We start from the raw sequence: 19,149 nt of genomic DNA, 5'->3' as shown, positions 1-19,149 counted from the left end.
AGCATGCAGGTTCGAAGCGGCACCGCAGTCTGCGGGGACGTCGGGATCTTCTACGAGGACCTCGGTGACCCCGCCGACCCGCCGGTGCTGCTGATCATGGGCGTCGGCGCCCAGTTGCCGATGTGGCCCGACGGCTTCTGCGCCCGGCTGATCGGACAGGGATACCGGGTGATCCGGTTCGATCATCGCGACACCGGGTTGTCGACGAAGCTCGATGGGCAGCGTGCCGACGGTTCGGTGTATCCGCGGGTACTGCGCTACCTGCTGGGCCGCGGCAGCCCGGTGCCGTACACGCTCGTCGACCTCGCCGAGGACGTGCGCGGCCTGCTCGACAATCTCCGCATCGAGCGCGCGCACATCGTCGGCGCGTCGATGGGCGGAATGATCGCGCAGGTGCTGGCCGGCCGCCACCCCGACCGGGTGGCATCGCTGGGGCTAGTGATGACGAGCGCGGGCACGCCGCTTTCGTCGTTGCCGGCGCTGCGGGTGATTCGGTTGGCATTCGGCGCACCGCCCCGTGACGCCCCGCTCGAGCAGCGGCTGGCCCACGAGGTGCGCAACGTCGCAATCATCAACGGGCCCAACTTCTTACCGCCCACCGAACAGTTACAGCGTCGGGTGCGGGAATTGCGCGAGCGCAGCGACTACCCGCAGGGCATGCTGCGGCAGTTCGACGCCATCCTCGGCACCGGCAGCCTGCTGCGCTACACCCGTCGCATCGCCGCGCCCACGGTCGTCGTCCACGGCTCGAAGGACCCGATGGTGCGACCGCGCAACGGCCGCACGGTCGCGCGGGCCGTCGAGGGCGCGCGCTACGTCGTCGTCGACGGTATGGGCCATGACCTCCCCGAGCCGGTGTGGGCTCCGGTGGTCGGGGCGCTGACGGAGAACTTCGCCGCGGCCGCTACCGCAACACCTGACTGACGGCGTGTTCGACGACCGCGTCCAGATCCGTCCCCAGCCGGCCCGCAAGCCACTGTTGCGCCAGCTCGGCCATCGCGCCCGTATACATCGCGGCGCCGACGAGTGCGGCCACCGAGTCGGTGTCCGGCTGCAGCCGCCAGCCCTCGGTGAGCACGCCCTCGCGCAACAGGTCCTGCGTCGCCGCGCGGCGCGTCGCCAGCACGGGGTTCGACCGCGCATCGGTGAACAACACGCGACCGCGCCGCGGATCCTGGGAGCTGAACCCGAGCACGGCGGCGATACCCGCCCGGGTCCTGGCCCGTAGCGAATCGCCCGCCTGCGACATGGCCGCCTCGACCGCTTCGGCCAGCTGGGCGCTCACCTGGTCGTAGACCGCGCCGAGGAGGTCGTCGGTGTCGGCGAAGCTCTCGTAGAAGTAGCGTGTGTTCAGCCCGCATTCACGACATACGGAACGCACCGACACGGCGGATTCGCCACCGTCGCCGAACAACCGGAAGGCGGCGTCGATCAGCTGTGCACGGCGTTCGGCTCGGCGGTCCGTCAGCGGTATGCCGGCCCATCGCGTGGGACTGGTCACGGCCTCAGCGTAGGCCGACGCGTGCCGACTCTGGTCACATACGTGACCAAACGGTATTCTGGCTACAGCCGTGACCAGAATTCGGGAACTTAGGAGCCGACGTGATTCTGCTGCCGCACCAGTTCATCGGTGAGTTCCTCAACCAGCGCTTCGACAAGGACGTACGGCGTAACTACTTCCGGGGGATGGAGTTCGCCGCGCCGGTCGGAGATCCAGGCTGGTTCGGGCCCGGCAGCGCGGTGTGGCACGTGCATTCGCACATGCAGGCCCTCATCTTCGGCCTGCAGTGCGCGGCGTTCATGGAACGTCTTGACCCGTCGATCTACTGGATGGGCATGCACCACTCACGGCTGGTCAAACGTGACGAGAACGGTGTCGGCCGGCCGGAGATCGATCCGAAGGGGGCCGCGGTACGCCTCGGCCATTCGATCGCGTTCTTCATCGGCACCGCCTACGGGTCGACCGAGACCGCCGAGCGCCTGGCGAAGGCCGTGCGCTCAATGCACCACACGATCAAGGGCACCCGTCCCGACGGCGCCCGCTACGACGCAGACGACCCGGACTGGCTGCGATGGAACTACGCCACCGTGGTGTGGGGGCTGGCCACCGCGCACGAGCTCTACCATCCGAACCCGTTGCGCGGCAAGAAGATCGATCGCTACTACCGCGAATTCGTGCGGGTCGGCCACGCCTTGGGCGGCAGCGATCTGCCCGAGACCAAGGCCGAGGTCGCCGAGTGCCTGGCGTCGTACCTGCCGCGCTTGGCCGTCACGCACGGCACGGCGGTCGCGACCGGACCAGGCCTGCCGCTGGCGCAGAGCGCGATCAACTGGGCCATCCGCGACACCATGCCGCGCTGGGCCAAGCAGCTCATCCAGCACAAGGACCCCAACATCTTGGAGCAGACAACGAGGCGCGCGACCGTCTGGTCGGTCATCAACGGGCTGCACCTGGTACAGGGTCCGATCCCGGAGTTCCGGCAGGCCCAGGCCAGGGTCGCGTCGGGCACCGATCTGCCGCACACGCTGCCGTCGTACCGGTTGGGCGACGACGAGGTCCTCAGCCGCGAAGAGGTCGAGCGCAGCTTCGCCGAGGCCTGATCACTGTGAGCCCGTCCACACGTTTTTACGGGCCACCGCGGATTTTGAGACACTGGCCCCTATGAGTGCCACGCGAAAGCCGCAGCACCGCGACGGAGCCAAGCTGGACAAGGTTCCGCTGCCGATCGAGGCTGCCCGCATCGGCGCGACCGGTTGGCAGATGACCCGCACCGGCGCCAGGGTGGTTTCGAAGATCGCCGACCGCGGTTCGTTGCAGCAGAAGATCATCAAGCAAATCCCGCAGACGTTCGCCGACCTGGGCCCCACCTACGTCAAGTTCGGCCAGATCATCGCGTCGAGTCCGGGCGCGTTCGGCGAGCCGCTGTCCAAGGAGTTCCGCAGCCTGCTGGACCGGGTTCCGCCCGCGGATTCCAAAGAAGTGCACAAACTGTTCGTCGAGGATCTCGGCGACGAACCCTCGAACCTGTTCAAGAGCTTCGATGAGAAGCCGTTCGCGTCCGCATCGATCGCGCAGGTGCACTACGCGACGCTGCACAGCGGTGAAGAGGTCGTCGTCAAGATCCAGCGACCGGGCATCCGCAGGCGGGTCGCCGCGGACCTGCAGATCCTCAAGCGGGGCGCGCGCCTGGTCGAGTTCGCCAAACTGGGTCAGCGCCTGAGCGCGCAGGACGTCGTCGCCGACTTCGCCGACAACCTTGCCGAGGAACTCGACTTCCGGCTCGAGGCGCAGTCGATGGACGCGTGGGTGTCGCATATGCACGCCTCGCCGCTGGGCAAGAACATCCGTGTACCGCAGGTGTATTGGGACCTCACAAGTGAGCGGGTGCTGACGATGGAGCGCATCCAGGGCACGCGCATCGACGACGTCAAGGCCATCCGCCAGAAGGGTTTCGACGGCACCGAACTGGTGAAGGCGCTGCTGTTCTCCGTCTTCGAGGGCGGACTCCGGCACGGCCTGTTCCACGGTGACCTGCACGCGGGCAACCTCTACGTCGACGACGACGGCAAGATCGTGTTCTTCGACTTCGGGATCATGGGCCGCATCGACCCGCGCACCAGATGGCTTCTGCGCGAGCTGGTGTACGCGCTGCTGGTGAAGAAGGACCACGCCGCCGCGGGCAAGATCGTCGTGCTGATGGGGGCAGTCGGCACCATGAAGCCCGAGGCACAGGCGGCCAAGGACCTCGAGAAATTCGCGACGCCGCTGACGATGTCGACGCTGGGCGACATGAGTTACGCCGAGATCGGTAAGCAACTGTCGACGCTCGCCGAGGCCTACGACGTCAAGCTGCCGCGCGAACTGGTGCTGATCGGCAAGCAGTTCCTCTACGTCGAGCGCTACATGAAACTGCTCGCGCCGAGTTGGCAGATGATGTCGGATCCACAGCTCACCGGCTACTTCGCGAACTTCATGGTCGAGGTCAGCCGAGAGCACACCGACGAGCGCTTGCGCGAGGAGAATCCCACCGACGAGGAATTCGACAGCGAGGTCCGGGGCTGAATGCAGGTCCGAAGCGGGGTCGCCAAGTCGGGAGATCTCGACATCCACTACGAAGACATGGGCGACGCAGGAGATCCGGCGGTACTGCTCATCATGGGTCTCGGCGCACAACTTCTGATGTGGCGCAAGGACTTCTGTGAGCGGCTGACCAACCAGGGGCTGCGGGTCATCCGGTACGACAACCGCGACGTCGGGCTGTCGTCGAAGCTGCACGGTGTACGTACCGACGCCCCGCTGGTGCCGCGGATGCTGCGCTCGTTCCTCGGCATGCGCAGCCCGGCCGGCTACACGCTGGAAGACATGGCCGACGACGCGGCCGCGCTGCTCGACCATCTCGACATCGACCGCGCCCACATCGTCGGGGCTTCGATGGGCGGCATGATCGCGCAGGTGTTCGCCGCCCGACACAAGTCGCGAACACAGACGCTCGCGATCATCTTCTCCAGCAACAACCAGGCGCTCCTGCCTCCGCCAGGTCCGCGGCAGCTGCTCGCGATCCTGCAGCGGCCGAAGGACTCCACCCGCGAGGCGATCATCGACAATGCCGTCAGGGTCAGCAAGATCATCGGCAGCCCTGGGTTCCCCGCGTCCGAGGACCGACTGCGCGCCGACGCGATCGAGGGCTACGACCGGTCCTACTACCCAGCGGGTATCGGCAGGCATTTCGCGGCGATCCTGGGCAGCGGCAGCCTCCTGCGCTACGACCGCGAGATCGCCGCGCCCACCGTGGTTCTGCACGGCAAAGCGGACAAACTGATGCGGCCCTCCGGCGGGCAGGCGATCGCCAAGGCCATCGAGAACGCCCGGTTGGTGCTGTTCGACGGTATGGGGCACGAACTCCCCGAGCCGCTGTGGGACGACATCATCAGCGAGCTGAAAACCACCTTCGCGGCAACTATTTGACGCTCCCGCAAACATTCGCTCGACTGGTCAGCGGTATCGGCGGCGCGTACATTCGTTGCGAGTGCTTCGGGCTTGACACGCCTCAGGCGACGCGAGCTGATCCCGCCCAGAAAGGCACACCATGGCCGCAACCCGTAACTTGACGCCGCACTTTGCCGACGTCCAGGCGCATTACGACCTGTCAGACGAGTTCTTCCGGCTCTGGCTGGACCCGTCGCAGACCTACAGCTGCGCCTACTTCGAGCGGGACGACATGACGCTCGAGGAGGCCCAGCGCGCGAAGGTCGACCTTGCGTTGGGCAAATTGGGTCTCGAGGCCGGCATGACGCTGCTCGACGTCGGCTGCGGCTGGGGTTCGACGATGCTGCGCGCCGTTGAGACCTACGACGTCAACGTCGTCGGTCTCACGTTGAGCGAGAACCAGCACGCCCACGTCGAAGAGGTCTTCGCCGCATCGGACAGCCCCCGGTCCAAGCGGGTGCTTTTGCAGGGCTGGGAGCAGTTCGACGAGCCCGTCGACCGGATCGTGTCGATCGGCGCGTTCGAACACTTCGGCCGCGACCGATGGGACGACTTCTTCGCGATGGCTCACCGCGTGCTGCCCGACGACGGGGTGATGCTGCTGCACACCATCACCGCGCTCACGCTGCCCCAGATGGCGGAGAAGAAGATGCCGCTGACCTTTTCGGTGGCCCGGTTCGTCAAGTTCATCCTGACCGAGATCTTCCCCGGCGGTTACCTGCCGACGATCGAGCTGGTCGGCGAGCACGCCGAGAAGGCCGGCTTCGAGCTGACCCGCCGTCAGAGCCTGCAGCCGCACTACGCGCGAACGCTCGATTGCTGGGCAGCGGCGCTCGAGGCGCACAAGGACGAGGCGATCGCCATCCAGTCCGAAGTGGTCTACGACCGATACATGCACTATCTGACCGGCTGCGCCAACGGCTTCCGCGTCGGGTACATCGACGTCAACCAGTTCACGCTCCGGAAGTAACCCCGCCGGGGCAAATCGCCGCCGGAGTGGCGGCCTGCCGAATTAGGGTCTGGTCCATACCGACCGATAGTGTGTGACCAGATATCACGTGACGACGTGCAAGTTCGCGTCACGCATCGGAAAGGCCAAGCAGAGGAAACATGTCTGACAATTCAACCGGCACGAAGGATATGCGGCCTCATTTCGAGGATATCCAGGCGCATTACGACCTGTCGGACGACTTCTTCGGCGTCTTCCAGGATCCGACGCGCAAGTACAGCTGCGCATACTTCACCGGCCCGAATGCCACCCTGTCGGAGGCGCAGGTTGCCAACGTCGACCAACACCTGGACAAGCTTGACCTCAAGCCCGGTATGACACTGCTGGAGGTCGGCTGCGGGTGGGGCCTGACCCTGCAGCGCGCGATGGAGAAGTACGACGTCAACGTGATCGGGCTGACTCTGTCGAAGAATCAGCAGGCCTACTGCAATCAGCTGCTGAGCAAGGTCGATACGCAGCGCACCTACGACGTCCGGCTGGAGGGCTGGGAGCAGTTCCACTCCCCCGTCGACCGCATCGTCTCGATCGAGGCGTTCGAGCACTTCGGTTTCGAGCGTTACGACGATTTCTTCAAGACGTGTTTCGACATCCTGCCCGACGACGGCCGGATGACGATTCAGAGCAGCGTCGGCTACCACCCGTATGACCTGGCCGCCCGCGGTAAGAAGCTGACCTTCGAGATGGCCCGTTTCATCAAGTTCATGATCACCGAGATCTTCCCGGGTGGCCGCCTGCCGACCACGCAGATGATGATCGAGCACGGCGAGAAGGCCGGCTTCCAGGTGCCCGAGGCCATCTCGCTGCGCAACCACTACATCAAGACGCTGGGTATCTGGGCCGATCGCCTCGAGCGGAACAAGGATGCCGCGATCGCGGCCGCCGGCGAGGAGAATTACGAGCGCTACATGAAGTACCTCAAAGGCTGCCAGTGGTACTTCATCGACGAGGGCATCGACGTCAGCCTCGTGACGTACCTGAAGCCCGGCGCCGCGGCATAGGTCAGGCGGCCGCCTTGTCGTCGCCGCTGTTCTGAGCGTTGTCGGCGTCGTTCTTGTTGACGCCGCCGTTGGCGCGGGTGCCGCCGTTGCCACCGCTGTCATTGACGCCGCGGTTGCCGATTCCGTTGTTGACGCTGTTCTGCCTGGCGCCGGTGTCGACGCCGTTATCCCGGGTGTCGCTGTTGTTCGCGCTGACGCTGTTGTCGTTGACGCCGCTGCTCCTGTCGTTCCGGACGGCGCCGCTGGTGTGGTTGACGCTCCTGCTGTCAGTCCCGCTGTTCCTGCTGTCACCATTCCGGACGCCGTCGTCGACGCCGTTGTTGATCTTCTGGCGTTTCGCTGGGGCGTCCATCCCGTCGCTGTCCCGGTCGACGGTCACGCCATGGCGGACGGTCGGCTCGTTCGTCTCATCCCTGTCCTTGAGACTGGTGACGACGTCATCGGCCGTGGCCGCTACGTCCTGTCCGTCGTGACGGTCTGCGACGTCCGCGTCGCCACTGCGTCCCTCGTCCTCGACGACGGGTTCTTCGGAGTTGCCGACCTGATCGTCAATGGTGCCATCCGCATCGTCACCAATCAGACTGGAATCCGACGGCTCCTCGTTTGCGATCGAGCTGAATCGAAGCGGCTCTTCCGTTTCGATGACCTCAGCGGACCGTCCGAACCGCTGCAGTTCGGACATCCGCGCAGCGAGGGTCGACGCGTCCTCGTCCGCAGGCGCGATCGTCGTCGTCGCCCCATCTCCGAACGCGTCCTCAATGCCCTGAGCGACCGCTTCGATGAGGTCAACGCTCACCTGCTCCCAGTTCGTGGCGGGACTGAACGGAAGAAGCGACAAGTACCGCGTCTCGCCGGGATCACCGCTCCAGTCGTAGGCGAGGTCGATGATCACTTTCGCCGCGGGGCTGATGAGGTCGACGATCGGTTGAACGGCCGGCTTCAGCGAGTCCGGTACCTCGGACATGATGAAATCCATCAGCGGCAGGCTCTTCGCCGGGATCATCCAGTACTCGTTGTCGTACTGGTCGACGCGACAGTACTTGCTGGGACAGCCCTCCTGGAAGATGGCGGCAACTTCGGCGTTCGTGTAGCCGTAGGGCAGGGTGTCGTGGGGGCCATTCTGGTTGGGCGTCAGGTAGTAGCCATGCACGGTGTCGAACGCCGCGAGCGCGTTCAACATCGCCAGTGGATTACCCCAGTACAGCGGTGCGTACATGACCGGGTCGTACTCGAAGCCGATGCTGGTCATAGGGATACCGGTGTCGATGGGTGTCGCCGGTCCGAACGTGATGTCTAGAAAGGGGATCGTCGGCAGAAAACCGAGCCTCGTGAACAGACCGCCGTCGGGGTTGTACGCATTGCCGATCAACACGATCGACGAAATTTTGTCCAGCAGTTTGGGGTCCTCGGCGACGATGCGCCGGAGGGTGTCGGACACTACGGCACCGCCCTGCGAGTATCCGAAGACAACGAACTGACCGTCAGGGCTTGTGCCTTGCAGCGCCGTGTAGAGATTCTCGACGCCCGTACCCACAGAGGCGTTCCAGGTCTCGCACCGACCCGGAACGCACCAACCGGGGAAGATGACCAATGGGAAGAAGGACGCCGGGTACGGGATCCCGACGAGGTTGCAGTCCGCTGCAGTGTCACAGTTCGAGAAAGGCGCAAGGTAGCGGCTCTGCGCGTTCTGCATATATCCGCCGACGGCTTCGGCGTCCGGAGTACCGGTGCCCGGCACTATCAAGGCGGTGGTCGCCGCCAAGCTGACCGCCGACATCAGCGCCGTGACGACTCCCAGTACAGCCGTTCCCACCACGCTGAGGAAGAAGAAAACGACGACGCGAGCGGCTTCTCGCATGTGACTACTGTCACATAACGGGTTCGTCTGTGCGACGAAAACGACGCCGTTGATGATTCCGACGTCCGTGAATGGCCGAGACGCTCCGCAGCGGAATCGTGTCCGAGGCGAGACAAGACGTAGGGAAAACCCCGATTCACATAGCCCGACAAACCGCTACCGTGTCGACTCATGAGCGGGAGCGGGGAGTCCGCGTGCTACCTGGCGGAGTGGTACCTGCCTGAGCTCACGGAGCAATCCGTGGACGACCTGATCACGCGTCTTGACGCCGCCGCGGCCGTCGCCACCGGCGAGGGCACTCCCGTTGAGCTGCTGGTTACGCTGGCGGTGCCCAGCGACGAGGTGCTCTACGGCGTCTTCGGCGCGGACTCCCAGGAGATCGTGTCCCGCACGTGTCTTGCCGCGGGAGCACCGCATCAGCGGCTTACCTCGCAGGTCGGCACTCGAATCCGGCGTCATCGCACATGACGTTGCCAGCCAGCCATTTCTGCGCTGGCTACGAATTTCAGCGGCGCCCTTAGCTGCGGATCCCCGGACCTACGACTTCGGCCCCGCCTGTCGACGGGCTATCCTCAATTTGCTGTCGATGAGGGGTGTGGTCATACGTGTCCGGCGTAATCGAACGTCCGGCGGAATTTCGGGCGGTGAGCGATTTCCTGCGATCCGCCGACAGCGCCCCGTCTGCGCTCGTCATCGAGGGCGAGGCCGGGGCCGGCAAGACCACTCTGTGGCTGGCGGGTATTGCGGCGGCGCGTGAGCGCGGCTTCCGGGTGCTGACCGCGCGAGCCGGTCAGGCGGAGACCGCTCTCGCATACGCCGCGGTAGCCGACCTCCTCGGCGACATTCCTTCCGAGGTCGTCGCCGACTTACCAGAGGTACAGCGCCTCGCGGTCGACCGAGTGCTGCTACGCGTCGACGGAGACGGCCCACCAACGGACCAGGGCGCTGTCGCGGCGGCGTTCACCGCGGCCATCGAACGACTCTGCGGCGACGGGCCAGTGCTGGTCGCACTCGACGACGTGCAGTGGCTCGACCCGTCCAGCCAGGCCGTGGTGACCTTCGCCGCGAGGCGTTCCAACGGATGCGTAGGCATGCTGCTCACCGAGCGCACCGAACACGAGGGCCCCGGCGCGGTGAGTTGGCTTCAGATGGGCGACTCGTCTGATGTGCGCCGGGTTCATGTGGGACCCCTGAGTCTCGGCGGATTGCACGCGCTGATCTCAGCGCGGCTTGGTCGGTCCTTCCCCCGCCCAACGATGGTCCGGATTGCCGAAATCTCTGGAGGCAACCCCTTCTACGCGCTCGAGTTGGCGCGGGCGATCGACGCTGGCGGCTCCCAATCGGTGTTACCCGCGACTCTCGCAGAGTTGATGCGCAGGCGAATCGGTCGTTTGGAACCTGAGGCCCAGATCCTGTTGCTTGCCACCGCGTGCGCGGCCGCGCCTACCGTCGACCTGCTCGCACGCGTCACGCAGAGCACAGTCGATCGCACCGTCGAACTGCTCGGCGAGGCCAAGAATAAAGGCATCCTGACCATCGACGGGTACGACGTTGCGTTCTCCCATCCGCTGTTGGCGCGCAGCGTCTACACCGATGCGAAACCGTCTGAGCGAAGGGCCATGCACCGATCGCTGGCCGAGGCGGTGATCCTCCCCGAATCGAGAGCCAGGCATATGGCGCTGGCCGCCGCCAGTGCAGATCCGGCGACCCTGAAAGCCTTGGACATGGCCGCAGACACGGCGTGTACCCGCGGGGCACCTGCCGCGGCCGCCGAACTACTCGAACTGGCAATCGGTCTCGGCGGTGATACCCCGGCGCGGCGGATTCGCACGGCCGACCATTACCTACACGCGGGCGACCTGGAGCGTGCGCGTTTGCTGCTGGACGGGTTGACCGAACGAGTACCGCAAGGCTTACATCGGGCGATGGCTCTGAACCTTCTGGCCAGCATGCGGATTCAACACAACAGCTTCACCGATGCCGTTGGTCTCTTGGAACAGGCGCTCCAGCACGACGAGGGCGACCGGGAGGTGCGCGTCCGCACGCTATTGCTTCTGTCATACGCGCGCCTCAACACCGGTGAGTTCGCAGCCGCCCTGCAGAGCGCCGAACGAGCGGCGGCGTACGCCGAAGACGTTGGGATCCCTGATCTCACCAGTCAGGTTCTCGCGGTCCGCACCGTCGTTGCATGCATGTGTGGTCGCGGCGTCGACTGGATCGGCATGCGCCGGGCATTGTCACTTCAAGACCCCAACAGCGAGGCGCCAATCGCATTTCGGGCCAGATCCAACAACGCCTTGCTACTGGCGTTCGTCGGCCGGTTGGACGAGGCGGCAGAAGAGATGGCTTCGGTCCGACAGCGCTGCGTCGAAAGAGGAGCCGAAACCGATTTGATCTTCGTCGCGGTGTTCAGTGCGCTGATCGAAATCTGGCGGGGACGTTACGAAGACGCGACCCGCATCGCCGAGGAGACCGTCGAGCGGGCACAGCAACTCGGTGGCGAACACATGCGCGTGGTCGCCAAAACCATCCAGTCCGCGGTCGCGGCATACGCGGGCAGGCAGGAGGAGACCCGCGCGGTAGCAAGTAGGGCGATCGCCCTCGCCGAGAGTTGCGGTTCCCCCCGGCTGGCGGACTGGGCATCGGTAAACCTGGCATTCCTTGAGGTATCGCTGGGCAACTACGAGGATGCGCTGCTTATTCTGCAGCCGTTGGTTGACCGGCTTCCGCTGCTCCCCGGCACGGAGATCATCACCGTGGGATACGTCCCTGATGCGGTGGAGGCGATGGTCGCGCTCGGCCGCGCCTCCGACACCGAGCCGATGATTGAGGCGCTGGAAGCCAATGGCCGCCTGTTGGACAGGCCGTGGATGCTGGCGATGGGCGCACGGTGCCGCAGTCTGTGGCTGGCCGCACGGGGTGATGTCGACGGAGCCGCGGACATGGCGCGGACGGCGTTGACGCATCACGAGCGTCTGCCGATGCCGTTCGAACGAGCCCGAACGTTGTTGCTGCTCGGCCAGTTACAGCGTCGTCAGCGGCGGAAGGAGGCGTCGCGAACGACGATGACCGAGGCTTTGGGTGTGTTCGAGGAGTTGGGCACGCCGCTGTGGGTCCAGCGGGCGCGCGCCGAGATCGCGCGGGCCGGCGCGTCGAGCAACGACAGTATGGGCCTGACGCCGTCGGAGCTCCGCGTGGCCGAGCTCGCCGCGTCGGGAATGACGACCAAGGACGTGGCCACCGCGCTGTTCATCAGCCCTAAGACGGTCGAGACCAACCTGGCTCGGATCTACCGGAAGCTCCGGATCCGGTCGCGGGCTGAGCTCGGTCGCATGTTCGGCGAGAATCGTTGAGCTCTAGCGAGTTCCGATCGATCGTTGGATGTAGTTGACCAGAGACTCGTCCGCGTCGGCCGGCTCGAAACCGATCGACCGGATCTTGACGAGGTCGAGGACACTGTTGGCCGGACGGGGCGCCACGGGCTTCGAGGCGTCGGCGAAGTACTGCTCCGTGGTCACATCGGTGACCCGGCTCGGATCATGACCGGCGAGTTCGAATGTCCGTCTCGCGATATCGGCCCACGACGTCACCGATCCCGAACCGGTGACGTTGTACGTGCCGTAGGTTGCGCGGCTGTCCACCAGGTGGCGGATCGCCCTGGCGATCTCGGATGTGAAGGTCAGCCTGCCCCGTTGGTCGTTGACGACGGATGGGTTCACCCCACGCTCGGCCAGCGACAGCATCGTGCGCACGAAGTTGTGGCCCTCTCCGATCACCCAGGAAGTGCGCACGATGTAGTGCCGATCCACCGTCGCCACGGCGAGGTCGCCAGCGGCCTTGGTCTGGCCGTACACCCCGAGCGGAGACACCGCATCGTCCTCCCGGTAGGGGCCAGGGGAGCTGCCGTCGAACACGTAGTCGCTGGAGATGTGCACCAGGGTGATGTTGTTGTCGGACGCGGTACGCGCCAGCGCGGCCACGCCGGCGACGTTGGTCGCCCACGCCGCCGCACGGCCTTCTGGCGTCTCAGCCGCATCCACCCCCGTATAGGCAGCGGCGTTGATTATCGTCTCGTAGTCGCGCCAGCGGCGTGCAGACGCGATACCGGCGGCGGTGAGATCGATGTCGCCGCGTTCGGCGAACTCCACGCCTGCCACATCGGCATATGCCTCGCGCAGTGCGCGGCCCAGCTGTCCGCTTGCGCCGAGCACCAGTGTCTTTCGGGGCGGGATCGGCTTGACGTCCGCGAGACTCGGATGCTCGCGATCTTTCGCCGACATCTTGGCGCTATCCAGCGGGATCGGCCAGTCGATGGCGACGGTCTCGTCGGCGAGGTTGACCGATGTGTACTCCGCATTGGGTGAGTAATGGTCGTTGACCAAATAGATGAAGGCAGTGTTCGGCTCCAGATTCTGGAATGCGTTACCGACACCACGAGGGACGAACACCGCGCGGGACGGGTCGATCTCGGTGGTGAACGTGGTGCCGAAAGTGGAGCCTTCGCGCAGGTCCACCCATGCGCCGAAGACCCTACCGGTAGCGACGGACACGAACTTGTCCCACGGCTCGGCGTGAATACCCCGAGTAGTCCCTTCGGCCTCGTTGAGGGAGACGTTGTTCTGGACGGGTTTGAAGTCGGGCAAGCCGAGCGCGATCATCTTCTCGCGCTGCCAGTTCTCCTTGAACCACCCTCGGTTGTCGCCGTGGACCGCAAGCTCCCACATGACCAGACCTGGTATGGGAGTTGTGGTGGCGCGCAGGGGTTTACCGAATTCAGTCACTCAGCAGTCTTTCTTCACTGACCCAAGCGGGTGTAGAAGCTTTCGGTGGCGTCCTTGGCCGGGGACCACCAATCCTCGTTGTCGCAGTACCACTGGATCGTCGCGGCCAGACCCTCTTCGAAGTCACTGTATTGCGGCCGCCAACCGAGTTCCTCCCGCAACTTCGTCGAATCGATGGCATACCGCAGATCATGGCCCGCCCGATCGGTGACATGATCATATGCATCCGCTGGCTGACCCATGAGGGTGAGGATCAGCTCGATGACGGTCATGTTGTCCTTCTCGCCGTCCGCGCCCACAAGGTACGTGTCGCCGATGCGACCCTTCTCGAGGATGGTCAGTACCGCCGACGAATGGTCGTCGGCGTGGATCCAGTCCCGAACGTTTCGTCCCTCGCCGTAGAGCTTGGGGCGGGTCCCCCGAAGAATATTCGTAATCTGTCGCGGGATGAACTTCTCAACGTGCTGATACGGACCGTAGTTGTTCGAGCAGTTCGAGATCGTCGCGGCGACACCGAACGATCGAACCCAAGCCCGTACCAACAGGTCGCTGCCTGCCTTCGTCGACGAGTACGGAGAAGACGGGTTGTACGGCGTCTCCTCGGTGAACCTGCGCGGATCGTCGAGCGCCAGGTCCCCATACACCTCGTCCGTCGAGATGTGATGAAATCGCGTACCGTGCTTACGCGCCGTCTCGAGCAATGTGAAGGTGCCCGCGAGGTTGGTGTGCAGAAATGGATGCGGGTCGTCAAGCGAGTTGTCGTTGTGCGATTCGGCTGCGAAGTGCACGACCGCATCGACCGAACCGAACAGGTCGTCGACGAGCGCAGCGTCGGCAATATCGCCGTGCACGAACGTCATTCGGTTGTCGGGTAATCCTGCGAGCGAGGCGCGGTTGCCCGCGTATGTGAGTTTGTCGAGCACGGTGACGTGATGGTCGGTGTGGGCGATGACGTATCGCACGAAATTGGAGCCGATGAAGCCCGCCCCACCGGTGACGAGGAGTCGCGACATCACCGTCCTCTCTCCAAGAGGTTCAACAGATACCTGCCGTAGCCCGATTTCACCAGGGGTTCGGCACCTCTGCGCAATTCGTCGTCGGTCATCCAGCCTTGGAGCCAGGCAATCTCCTCGGGAGCCCCGATCTTCAAGCCGGTGCGCCGCTCCATTGTGCGCACGTACTCGGCCGCGTCGGTCATCTGGTCGAAGGTGCCGGTATCCAACCAGGCGGTGCCACGAGGCAGCACGTGCACCTGTAACCGTTCTTGCTCGAGATAACAGCGATTGACGTCGGTGATCTCGTATTCGCCACGCGCACTCGGCTTCAGGTCACGTGCGATCTCCACCACGTCGTTGTCGTAGAAGTAGAGGCCCGGCACAACGTAGTTGCTTCTCGGCCGCTCGGGCTTCTCCTCGAGAGATATCGCAAGGCCGCTGTCATCGAACTCGATGACCCCATATGCGGAGGGCTCCGCTACCCAATAGGCGAAGATCGCTCCGCCGTCGATGGTCTCGAAGCGTTTGAGTTGACTTCCCAGCCCCGGCCCGTATAGCAGATTGTCACCGAGTACGAGGGACACGTTGTCGGTGCCGATGAACGCCTCGCCGATCGTGAACGCTTGTGCGAGACCGTCGGGCGACGGTTGCTGAGCGTAGGTGATCGACACCCCGAACCGCGATCCGTCGCCCAGTAGACGTTCAAAGCCATGCGCATCGTGCGGGGTCGTGATCACCAGGATGTCGCGTATGCCGGCCAGCATCAGCGTCGAAAGCGGGTAATACACCATCGGCTTGTCATAAACAGGCACCAATTGCTTCGACACGCCCAGGGTTATCGGGTGCAGACGCGTACCGCTTCCGCCCGCCAAGATAATGCCCCTCACGCGCCCAATCGTGACACACGGCGAATGAGGCCAGAGACACGACGGTCTACACGCTTGTCCCGACAAGCACCCTTGGACGTCTTACGGTCGGCCGCCGACACCGTGGCGCGGCCCTGCGCGCCCCGGCCGGCTTCTCGCGTCAGGCCTCGGCGAAGTTGCGCGTCACCGAGGGATCGACGGGGATTCCCGGTCCGGTGGTGGTCGATATGACGACCTTTTTGAGGTAGCGCCCCTTCGACGACGACGGCTTGGCCCGCAGGATCTCGTCGATCGCGGCACCGTAGTTCTCCGCCAGCGCCTTCTCGTCGAACGAGGCCTTGCCGATCACGAAGTGCAGGTTGGCCTGCTTGTCGACGCGGAAGTTGATCTTGCCGCCCTTGATGTCGGAGACGGCCTTGGCAACGTCCGGCGTCACGGTGCCGGTCTTCGGGTTCGGCATCAGGCCGCGCGGACCCAGGATGCGCGCGATCCGACCGACCTTGGCCATCTGGTCGGGCGTCGCGATCGCCGCGTCGAAGTCCAGCCAGCCGCCCTGAATCCGCTCGATCAGGTCGTCGCTACCGACGGCGTCGGCGCCCGCGGCCTCGGCGGCCTCGGCCTTGTCCCCGACCGCGAACACCACGACGCGGGCGGTCTTGCCGGTGCCGTTCGGCAGGTTGACGGTTCCGCGCACCATCTGGTCGGCCTTACGCGGATCGACGCCCAGCCGGATCGCCACCTCGACGGTGGCGTCCTGCTTCTTCGACCCCGTCTCCTTGGCCAGCTTCGCGGCCTCCAGCGGCGTGTACAGCCGACTGCGGTCGACCTTTTCAGCGGCTTCGCGGTATGCCTTGCTCGTCTTGCTCATTCGTATCTCCTAGTTGCTGAGTTGTGGTCTGTGATGGACGCTCTTCGCGCGAGCGCTCATCGCCGAGCCGATGCCAGCTCTCCCACGGGATCCGGTCGAACTACTCGACCGTGATGCCCATCGACCGGGCGGTGCCGGCGATGATCTTGGCGGCCTGATCGATGTCGTTCGCGTTCAGGTCTTCCTTCTTGGTCTCGGCGATCTCACGCACCTGATCCCAGGACACCTTCGCGACCTTGGTCTTGTGCGGCTCGCCCGAGCCCTTCTGCACACCAGCGGCCTTCAGCAGCAGCTTGGCCGCGGGCGGTGTCTTGAGGTTGAAGGTGAAGCTGCGGTCCTCGTAGACGGTGATCTCCACGGGGATGACGTTGCCGCGCTGGTTCTCCGTCGCGGCGTTGTACGCCTTGCAGAACTCCATGATGTTGACGCCGTGCTGGCCGAGCGCCGGACCGACCGGCGGGGCGGGGTTGGCCTGCCCGGCCTGGATCTGCAGCTTGATCAGCCCGACGACTTTCTTCTTCGGGGCCATGGGTGTGGTGTTTCCTCTCTCGTTTCTCGGACTTCGGTGCGCTAACCGTCGCTGAGCGACCAGTAGTGCACCCAAATCGCTCTAGATCTTGGCGACCTGGTTGAAGGTCAATTCGACAGGTGTTTCGCGGCCGAAGATGGACACCAGCACCTTGAGCTTCTGCTGTTCGGCGTTGACCTCGCTGATCGAGGCCGGCAGCGTCGCGAACGGCCCGTCCATGACGGTGACCGACTCGCCCACCTCGAAGTCGACCTCGATCGGCGCACGCTCGATGCCCCCTGCCTCGGCGGCGGCCGCACCGGCCGCAGCGGCGGCCTTGCCCGGCTTCTTCGCCGCGGCGGGAGGCAGCAGGAACTTCACGACGTCGTCGAGCGACAGCGGCGACGGCCGCGACGTCGCCCCGACGAAGCCCGTCACGCCCGGGGTATTGCGGACCGCGCCCCACGACTCGTCGTTGAGCTCCATGCGGACCAGGATGTAGCCGGGCAGCACCTTGCGGTTGACCTGCTTGCGCTGGCCGTTCTTGATCTCGGTGACCTCTTCAGTCGGCACCTCGACCTGGAAGATGTAGTCGCCGACGTCGAGGTTTTGTACGCGGGTCTCGAGGTTGGCCTTCACCTTGTTCTCGTAACCGGCATAGGAGTGGATGACGTACCAGTCGCCGGGCTTGGTGCGCAGCTCCTTCTTCAGCGCGACCGCCGGATCCTCTTCCTCGGGCTCGGCCTCCGCCCCATCGGCGGGCGACTCACCGGCGGGGTCCTCGGCGGTGGCAGCCTCGTCGCTGACGGCGTCACCAGCGACGTCGGCGTCCTCGGTCGCGGGATCGGTGGTCGCGTCGGTCGTCGCCCCAGTCGTCTCGTCGATCAGGTCAACGCTCTCGGCCGAAGGCGTATCGCCCTCGAAGCTAGTCACTTGTCTGTCCTCTCAAAATTCTCATCCGTCGCGCGTACTCGTCAGCCGAACACCAGGGAAACCAGCTTGGCCAGACCGAAGTCGACGCCACCGATCATCGCCACCATGAAGGCCAGGAACAGCAGCACCACGCCGGTATAGCTGGCCATCTGCTTGCGGTTCGGCCAGATGACCTTGCGCAGCTCAGCGACAACCTGCTTCAGGAAGTTCCAGACGAACAGGAAGGGGTTGCGCGATGGACCGTCGCCGCGCTTGTTGGCGCTCTTCTTGCGGCCACCCGAGCCGTTCTTCGTGGGTGCAGCCGCGGTGCCGGTCGACAGGTCGACGGCATCGCCGGCGTCCTCACCGACCGCTGCCCTCCGGGTTCGCTTCCCCGACGGGCGGGCGGCCCGGGTCACGATAGCGCCGCGGCCGTTGTCGGTGTCGGAGCCCGCACCGTCGCGCTCGTCGCTCACCGCATGCTCCCTTGTCTGGTCATCTGGTTTGTGGGTCACCTTCCAGTGTCCACACTTGTCGAGTATTCACTTTGAGCAGGGGCGACAGGACTTGAACCTGCAACCTGCGGTTTTGGAGACCGCTGCTCTGCCAGTTGAGCTACGCCCCTTCGGGATGACACTGCGACAGTCCACCCGTTCGGGGCTCACACAATTCGCGCGCTCCCCGATCGGCAGATCTGCAAACCGATGGACAGCGCGCTGGACTGGGAAAACCCCGAGGTCCGAGTGTAGCGCGCCACCCGTCCGAGTTACTAATCCACCGGCGCTTCGACCGCTGCGCTGACCGCTATGCGGATGCCTCGCCATTCACCTCGCCGCCGTCGGGATCCTCCGCGGGATCATGGACGACGGGCTTTCGCACGACCTGACCCGTTTCCGGGTCCCAGCCGGCCGAGATCGAGTTGTCGCCCTCGTGTCCCATCAACGTGGTGAACGACTCCATCACCAGCTCGCCGTACTGGTCGACCAGCGTGTTGCGGGTGGTCACGATGTCGGCGCCGAAGCGTTCGTCCACCGACTGGATGTACAGCGTGCCGGTCAGCTCATCGCCGGCCTTGATCGGCCGATGAAACTTGAACTTCTGGTCGACCTGCACGATCTGCATCGTCTCGAAGCCGACGTCGTTGTGCTGGAAGAAGTGCCGCTGGATCATCACCGCGAAGATCGACATGAAGGTCGGCGGCGCGATCAGCGCATCATGCCCCGACGCTCTGGCCGCTTCCAGGCTGTGGCTCTGCGGGTCCTCGGCCTTGACGGCACGGGCGTACTGGCGGATCTGCTCGTGACCAACCACATAGGGCTCGGGATACTTCCAGACCATTCCCTTGATATCGATTTTCAGTGCCACGG

Annotated in this window: 18 protein-coding genes and 1 tRNA gene; 8 read left to right on the top strand and 11 right to left on the bottom strand. The window is 64.8% G+C overall.

Annotated elements, in window-relative coordinates:
* Window positions 1-3 precede the first annotated feature (3 nt).
* Window positions 4-924: an alpha/beta fold hydrolase gene (locus tag A5650_RS24640; protein ID WP_067298238.1), complete on the top strand. Its 921-nt coding sequence runs from the start codon at window positions 4-6 to the stop codon at window positions 922-924.
* On the opposite strand, the gene A5650_RS24635 is transcribed toward A5650_RS24640, so the two are convergent.
* Window positions 905-1,501 (bottom strand): TetR/AcrR family transcriptional regulator, encoded by a 597-nt coding sequence (locus tag A5650_RS24635; RefSeq protein ID WP_067298236.1) that lies wholly within the window; start codon window positions 1,499-1,501, stop codon window positions 905-907. The genes A5650_RS24640 and A5650_RS24635 overlap by 20 nt on opposite strands.
* A gap of 104 nt (window positions 1,502-1,605) precedes the next feature.
* Between A5650_RS24635 and A5650_RS24630 the strand changes: the two genes are divergently transcribed.
* From A5650_RS24630 to A5650_RS24610, 5 genes are all read left to right on the top strand, one after another.
* Window positions 1,606-2,601: an oxygenase MpaB family protein gene (locus A5650_RS24630; RefSeq protein WP_067298524.1), complete on the top strand. Its 996-nt coding sequence runs from the start codon at window positions 1,606-1,608 to the stop codon at window positions 2,599-2,601.
* 61 nt (window positions 2,602-2,662) lie between these two features.
* Window positions 2,663-4,063 carry an ABC1 kinase family protein gene (locus A5650_RS24625; protein WP_067298234.1) on the top strand — a complete coding sequence of 467 codons (1,401 nt, stop codon included), beginning with the start codon at window positions 2,663-2,665 and terminating at the stop codon, window positions 4,061-4,063.
* The gene (locus tag A5650_RS24620) at window positions 4,064-4,966 is read left to right on the top strand and encodes an alpha/beta fold hydrolase (RefSeq protein ID WP_067298232.1); all 903 of its coding nucleotides are present in this window, start codon (window positions 4,064-4,066) and stop codon (window positions 4,964-4,966) included.
* Window positions 4,967-5,087: 121 nt separating this feature from the next.
* Complete coding sequence (locus A5650_RS24615) at window positions 5,088-5,957, top strand: cyclopropane mycolic acid synthase family methyltransferase (protein ID WP_067298230.1); 870 nt, start codon at window positions 5,088-5,090, stop codon at window positions 5,955-5,957.
* A 140-nt stretch (window positions 5,958-6,097) separates the two neighbouring features.
* Complete coding sequence (locus A5650_RS24610) at window positions 6,098-6,994, top strand: cyclopropane mycolic acid synthase family methyltransferase (RefSeq protein WP_067298228.1); 897 nt, start codon at window positions 6,098-6,100, stop codon at window positions 6,992-6,994.
* A gap of 1 nt (window position 6,995) precedes the next feature.
* On the opposite strand, the gene A5650_RS24605 is transcribed toward A5650_RS24610, so the two are convergent.
* Window positions 6,996-8,852, bottom strand: coding sequence for a PE-PPE domain-containing protein (locus tag A5650_RS24605; protein WP_067298226.1), 1,857 nt, complete (start codon window positions 8,850-8,852; stop codon window positions 6,996-6,998).
* A 171-nt stretch (window positions 8,853-9,023) separates the two neighbouring features.
* Here A5650_RS24605 and A5650_RS24600 point away from each other — a divergent pair, with 171 nt between their 5' ends.
* Window positions 9,024-9,320: a hypothetical protein gene (locus tag A5650_RS24600; protein ID WP_067298225.1), complete on the top strand. Its 297-nt coding sequence runs from the start codon at window positions 9,024-9,026 to the stop codon at window positions 9,318-9,320.
* 137 nt (window positions 9,321-9,457) lie between these two features.
* Window positions 9,458-12,205, top strand: coding sequence for a helix-turn-helix transcriptional regulator (locus A5650_RS24595; protein ID WP_067298523.1), 2,748 nt, complete (start codon window positions 9,458-9,460; stop codon window positions 12,203-12,205).
* Window positions 12,206-12,208: 3 nt separating this feature from the next.
* Here A5650_RS24595 and A5650_RS24590 read toward each other — a convergent pair whose 3' ends face one another.
* From A5650_RS24590 to hadC, 9 genes are all read right to left on the bottom strand, one after another.
* Window positions 12,209-13,576 carry a sugar nucleotide-binding protein gene (locus tag A5650_RS24590; RefSeq protein WP_231992805.1) on the bottom strand — a complete coding sequence of 456 codons (1,368 nt, stop codon included), beginning with the start codon at window positions 13,574-13,576 and terminating at the stop codon, window positions 12,209-12,211.
* A gap of 71 nt (window positions 13,577-13,647) precedes the next feature.
* On the bottom strand, window positions 13,648-14,646 hold the full coding sequence (gene rfbB / locus A5650_RS24585; RefSeq protein WP_067298220.1) for a dTDP-glucose 4,6-dehydratase: 999 nt from the start codon (window positions 14,644-14,646) through the stop codon (window positions 13,648-13,650).
* Window positions 14,646-15,515 carry a glucose-1-phosphate thymidylyltransferase RfbA gene (gene rfbA, locus A5650_RS24580; RefSeq protein ID WP_067298219.1) on the bottom strand — a complete coding sequence of 290 codons (870 nt, stop codon included), beginning with the start codon at window positions 15,513-15,515 and terminating at the stop codon, window positions 14,646-14,648. Before rfbA ends, rfbB begins: the two co-directional genes overlap by 1 nt.
* A gap of 139 nt (window positions 15,516-15,654) precedes the next feature.
* A complete protein-coding gene (gene rplA, locus A5650_RS24575) occupies window positions 15,655-16,362 on the bottom strand; it encodes a 50S ribosomal protein L1 (RefSeq protein WP_064400457.1) in 708 nt (235 codons plus the stop codon).
* Between the two features lie 100 nt (window positions 16,363-16,462).
* Window positions 16,463-16,891 carry a 50S ribosomal protein L11 gene (gene rplK / locus A5650_RS24570; protein ID WP_059101294.1) on the bottom strand — a complete coding sequence of 143 codons (429 nt, stop codon included), beginning with the start codon at window positions 16,889-16,891 and terminating at the stop codon, window positions 16,463-16,465.
* Window positions 16,892-16,972: 81 nt separating this feature from the next.
* Window positions 16,973-17,803 carry a transcription termination/antitermination protein NusG gene (gene nusG, locus A5650_RS24565; protein WP_067298217.1) on the bottom strand — a complete coding sequence of 277 codons (831 nt, stop codon included), beginning with the start codon at window positions 17,801-17,803 and terminating at the stop codon, window positions 16,973-16,975.
* Between the two features lie 41 nt (window positions 17,804-17,844).
* The gene (gene secE, locus A5650_RS24560) at window positions 17,845-18,258 is read right to left on the bottom strand and encodes a preprotein translocase subunit SecE (protein ID WP_067298215.1); all 414 of its coding nucleotides are present in this window, start codon (window positions 18,256-18,258) and stop codon (window positions 17,845-17,847) included.
* Window positions 18,259-18,334: 76 nt separating this feature from the next.
* Window positions 18,335-18,407: transfer RNA gene (locus tag A5650_RS24555), tRNA-Trp, on the bottom strand.
* Between the two features lie 179 nt (window positions 18,408-18,586).
* Entirely contained in the window at window positions 18,587-19,147 is a 561-nt protein-coding gene (hadC, locus tag A5650_RS24550; protein ID WP_067298213.1) for a (3R)-hydroxyacyl-ACP dehydratase subunit HadC, read from the bottom strand.
* Between the last annotated feature and the right edge of the window lie 2 nt (window positions 19,148-19,149).

This window comes from Mycobacterium sp. 1164985.4 (assembly GCF_001668575.1).
GTDB lineage: Bacteria > Actinomycetota > Actinomycetes > Mycobacteriales > Mycobacteriaceae > Mycobacterium.
This window is presented reverse-complemented; position numbering and strand designations above follow the sequence as displayed.

What these genes read in the sequence shown, in the direction of transcription:
- A5650_RS24640 (WP_067298238.1), top strand. Translation starts at nt 4, where the DNA reads ATGCAGGTTCGAAGCGGCACCGCAGTCTGCGGGGACGTCGGGATCTTC.
- A5650_RS24625 (WP_067298234.1), top strand. Translation starts at nt 2,663, where the DNA reads ATGAGTGCCACGCGAAAGCCGCAGCACCGCGACGGAGCCAAGCTGGAC.
- A5650_RS24620 (WP_067298232.1), top strand. Translation starts at nt 4,064, where the DNA reads ATGCAGGTCCGAAGCGGGGTCGCCAAGTCGGGAGATCTCGACATCCAC.
- A5650_RS24615 (WP_067298230.1), top strand. Translation starts at nt 5,088, where the DNA reads ATGGCCGCAACCCGTAACTTGACGCCGCACTTTGCCGACGTCCAGGCG.
- A5650_RS24610 (WP_067298228.1), top strand. Translation starts at nt 6,098, where the DNA reads ATGTCTGACAATTCAACCGGCACGAAGGATATGCGGCCTCATTTCGAG.
- A5650_RS24605 (WP_067298226.1), bottom strand. Translation starts at nt 8,852, where the DNA reads ATGCGAGAAGCCGCTCGCGTCGTCGTTTTCTTCTTCCTCAGCGTGGTG.
- A5650_RS24600 (WP_067298225.1), top strand. Translation starts at nt 9,024, where the DNA reads ATGAGCGGGAGCGGGGAGTCCGCGTGCTACCTGGCGGAGTGGTACCTG.
- A5650_RS24590 (WP_231992805.1), bottom strand. Translation starts at nt 13,576, where the DNA reads ATGTGGGAGCTTGCGGTCCACGGCGACAACCGAGGGTGGTTCAAGGAG.
- rfbB (WP_067298220.1), bottom strand. Translation starts at nt 14,646, where the DNA reads ATGTCGCGACTCCTCGTCACCGGTGGGGCGGGCTTCATCGGCTCCAAT.
- rplA (WP_064400457.1), bottom strand. Translation starts at nt 16,362, where the DNA reads ATGAGCAAGACGAGCAAGGCATACCGCGAAGCCGCTGAAAAGGTCGAC.
- rplK (WP_059101294.1), bottom strand. Translation starts at nt 16,891, where the DNA reads ATGGCCCCGAAGAAGAAAGTCGTCGGGCTGATCAAGCTGCAGATCCAG.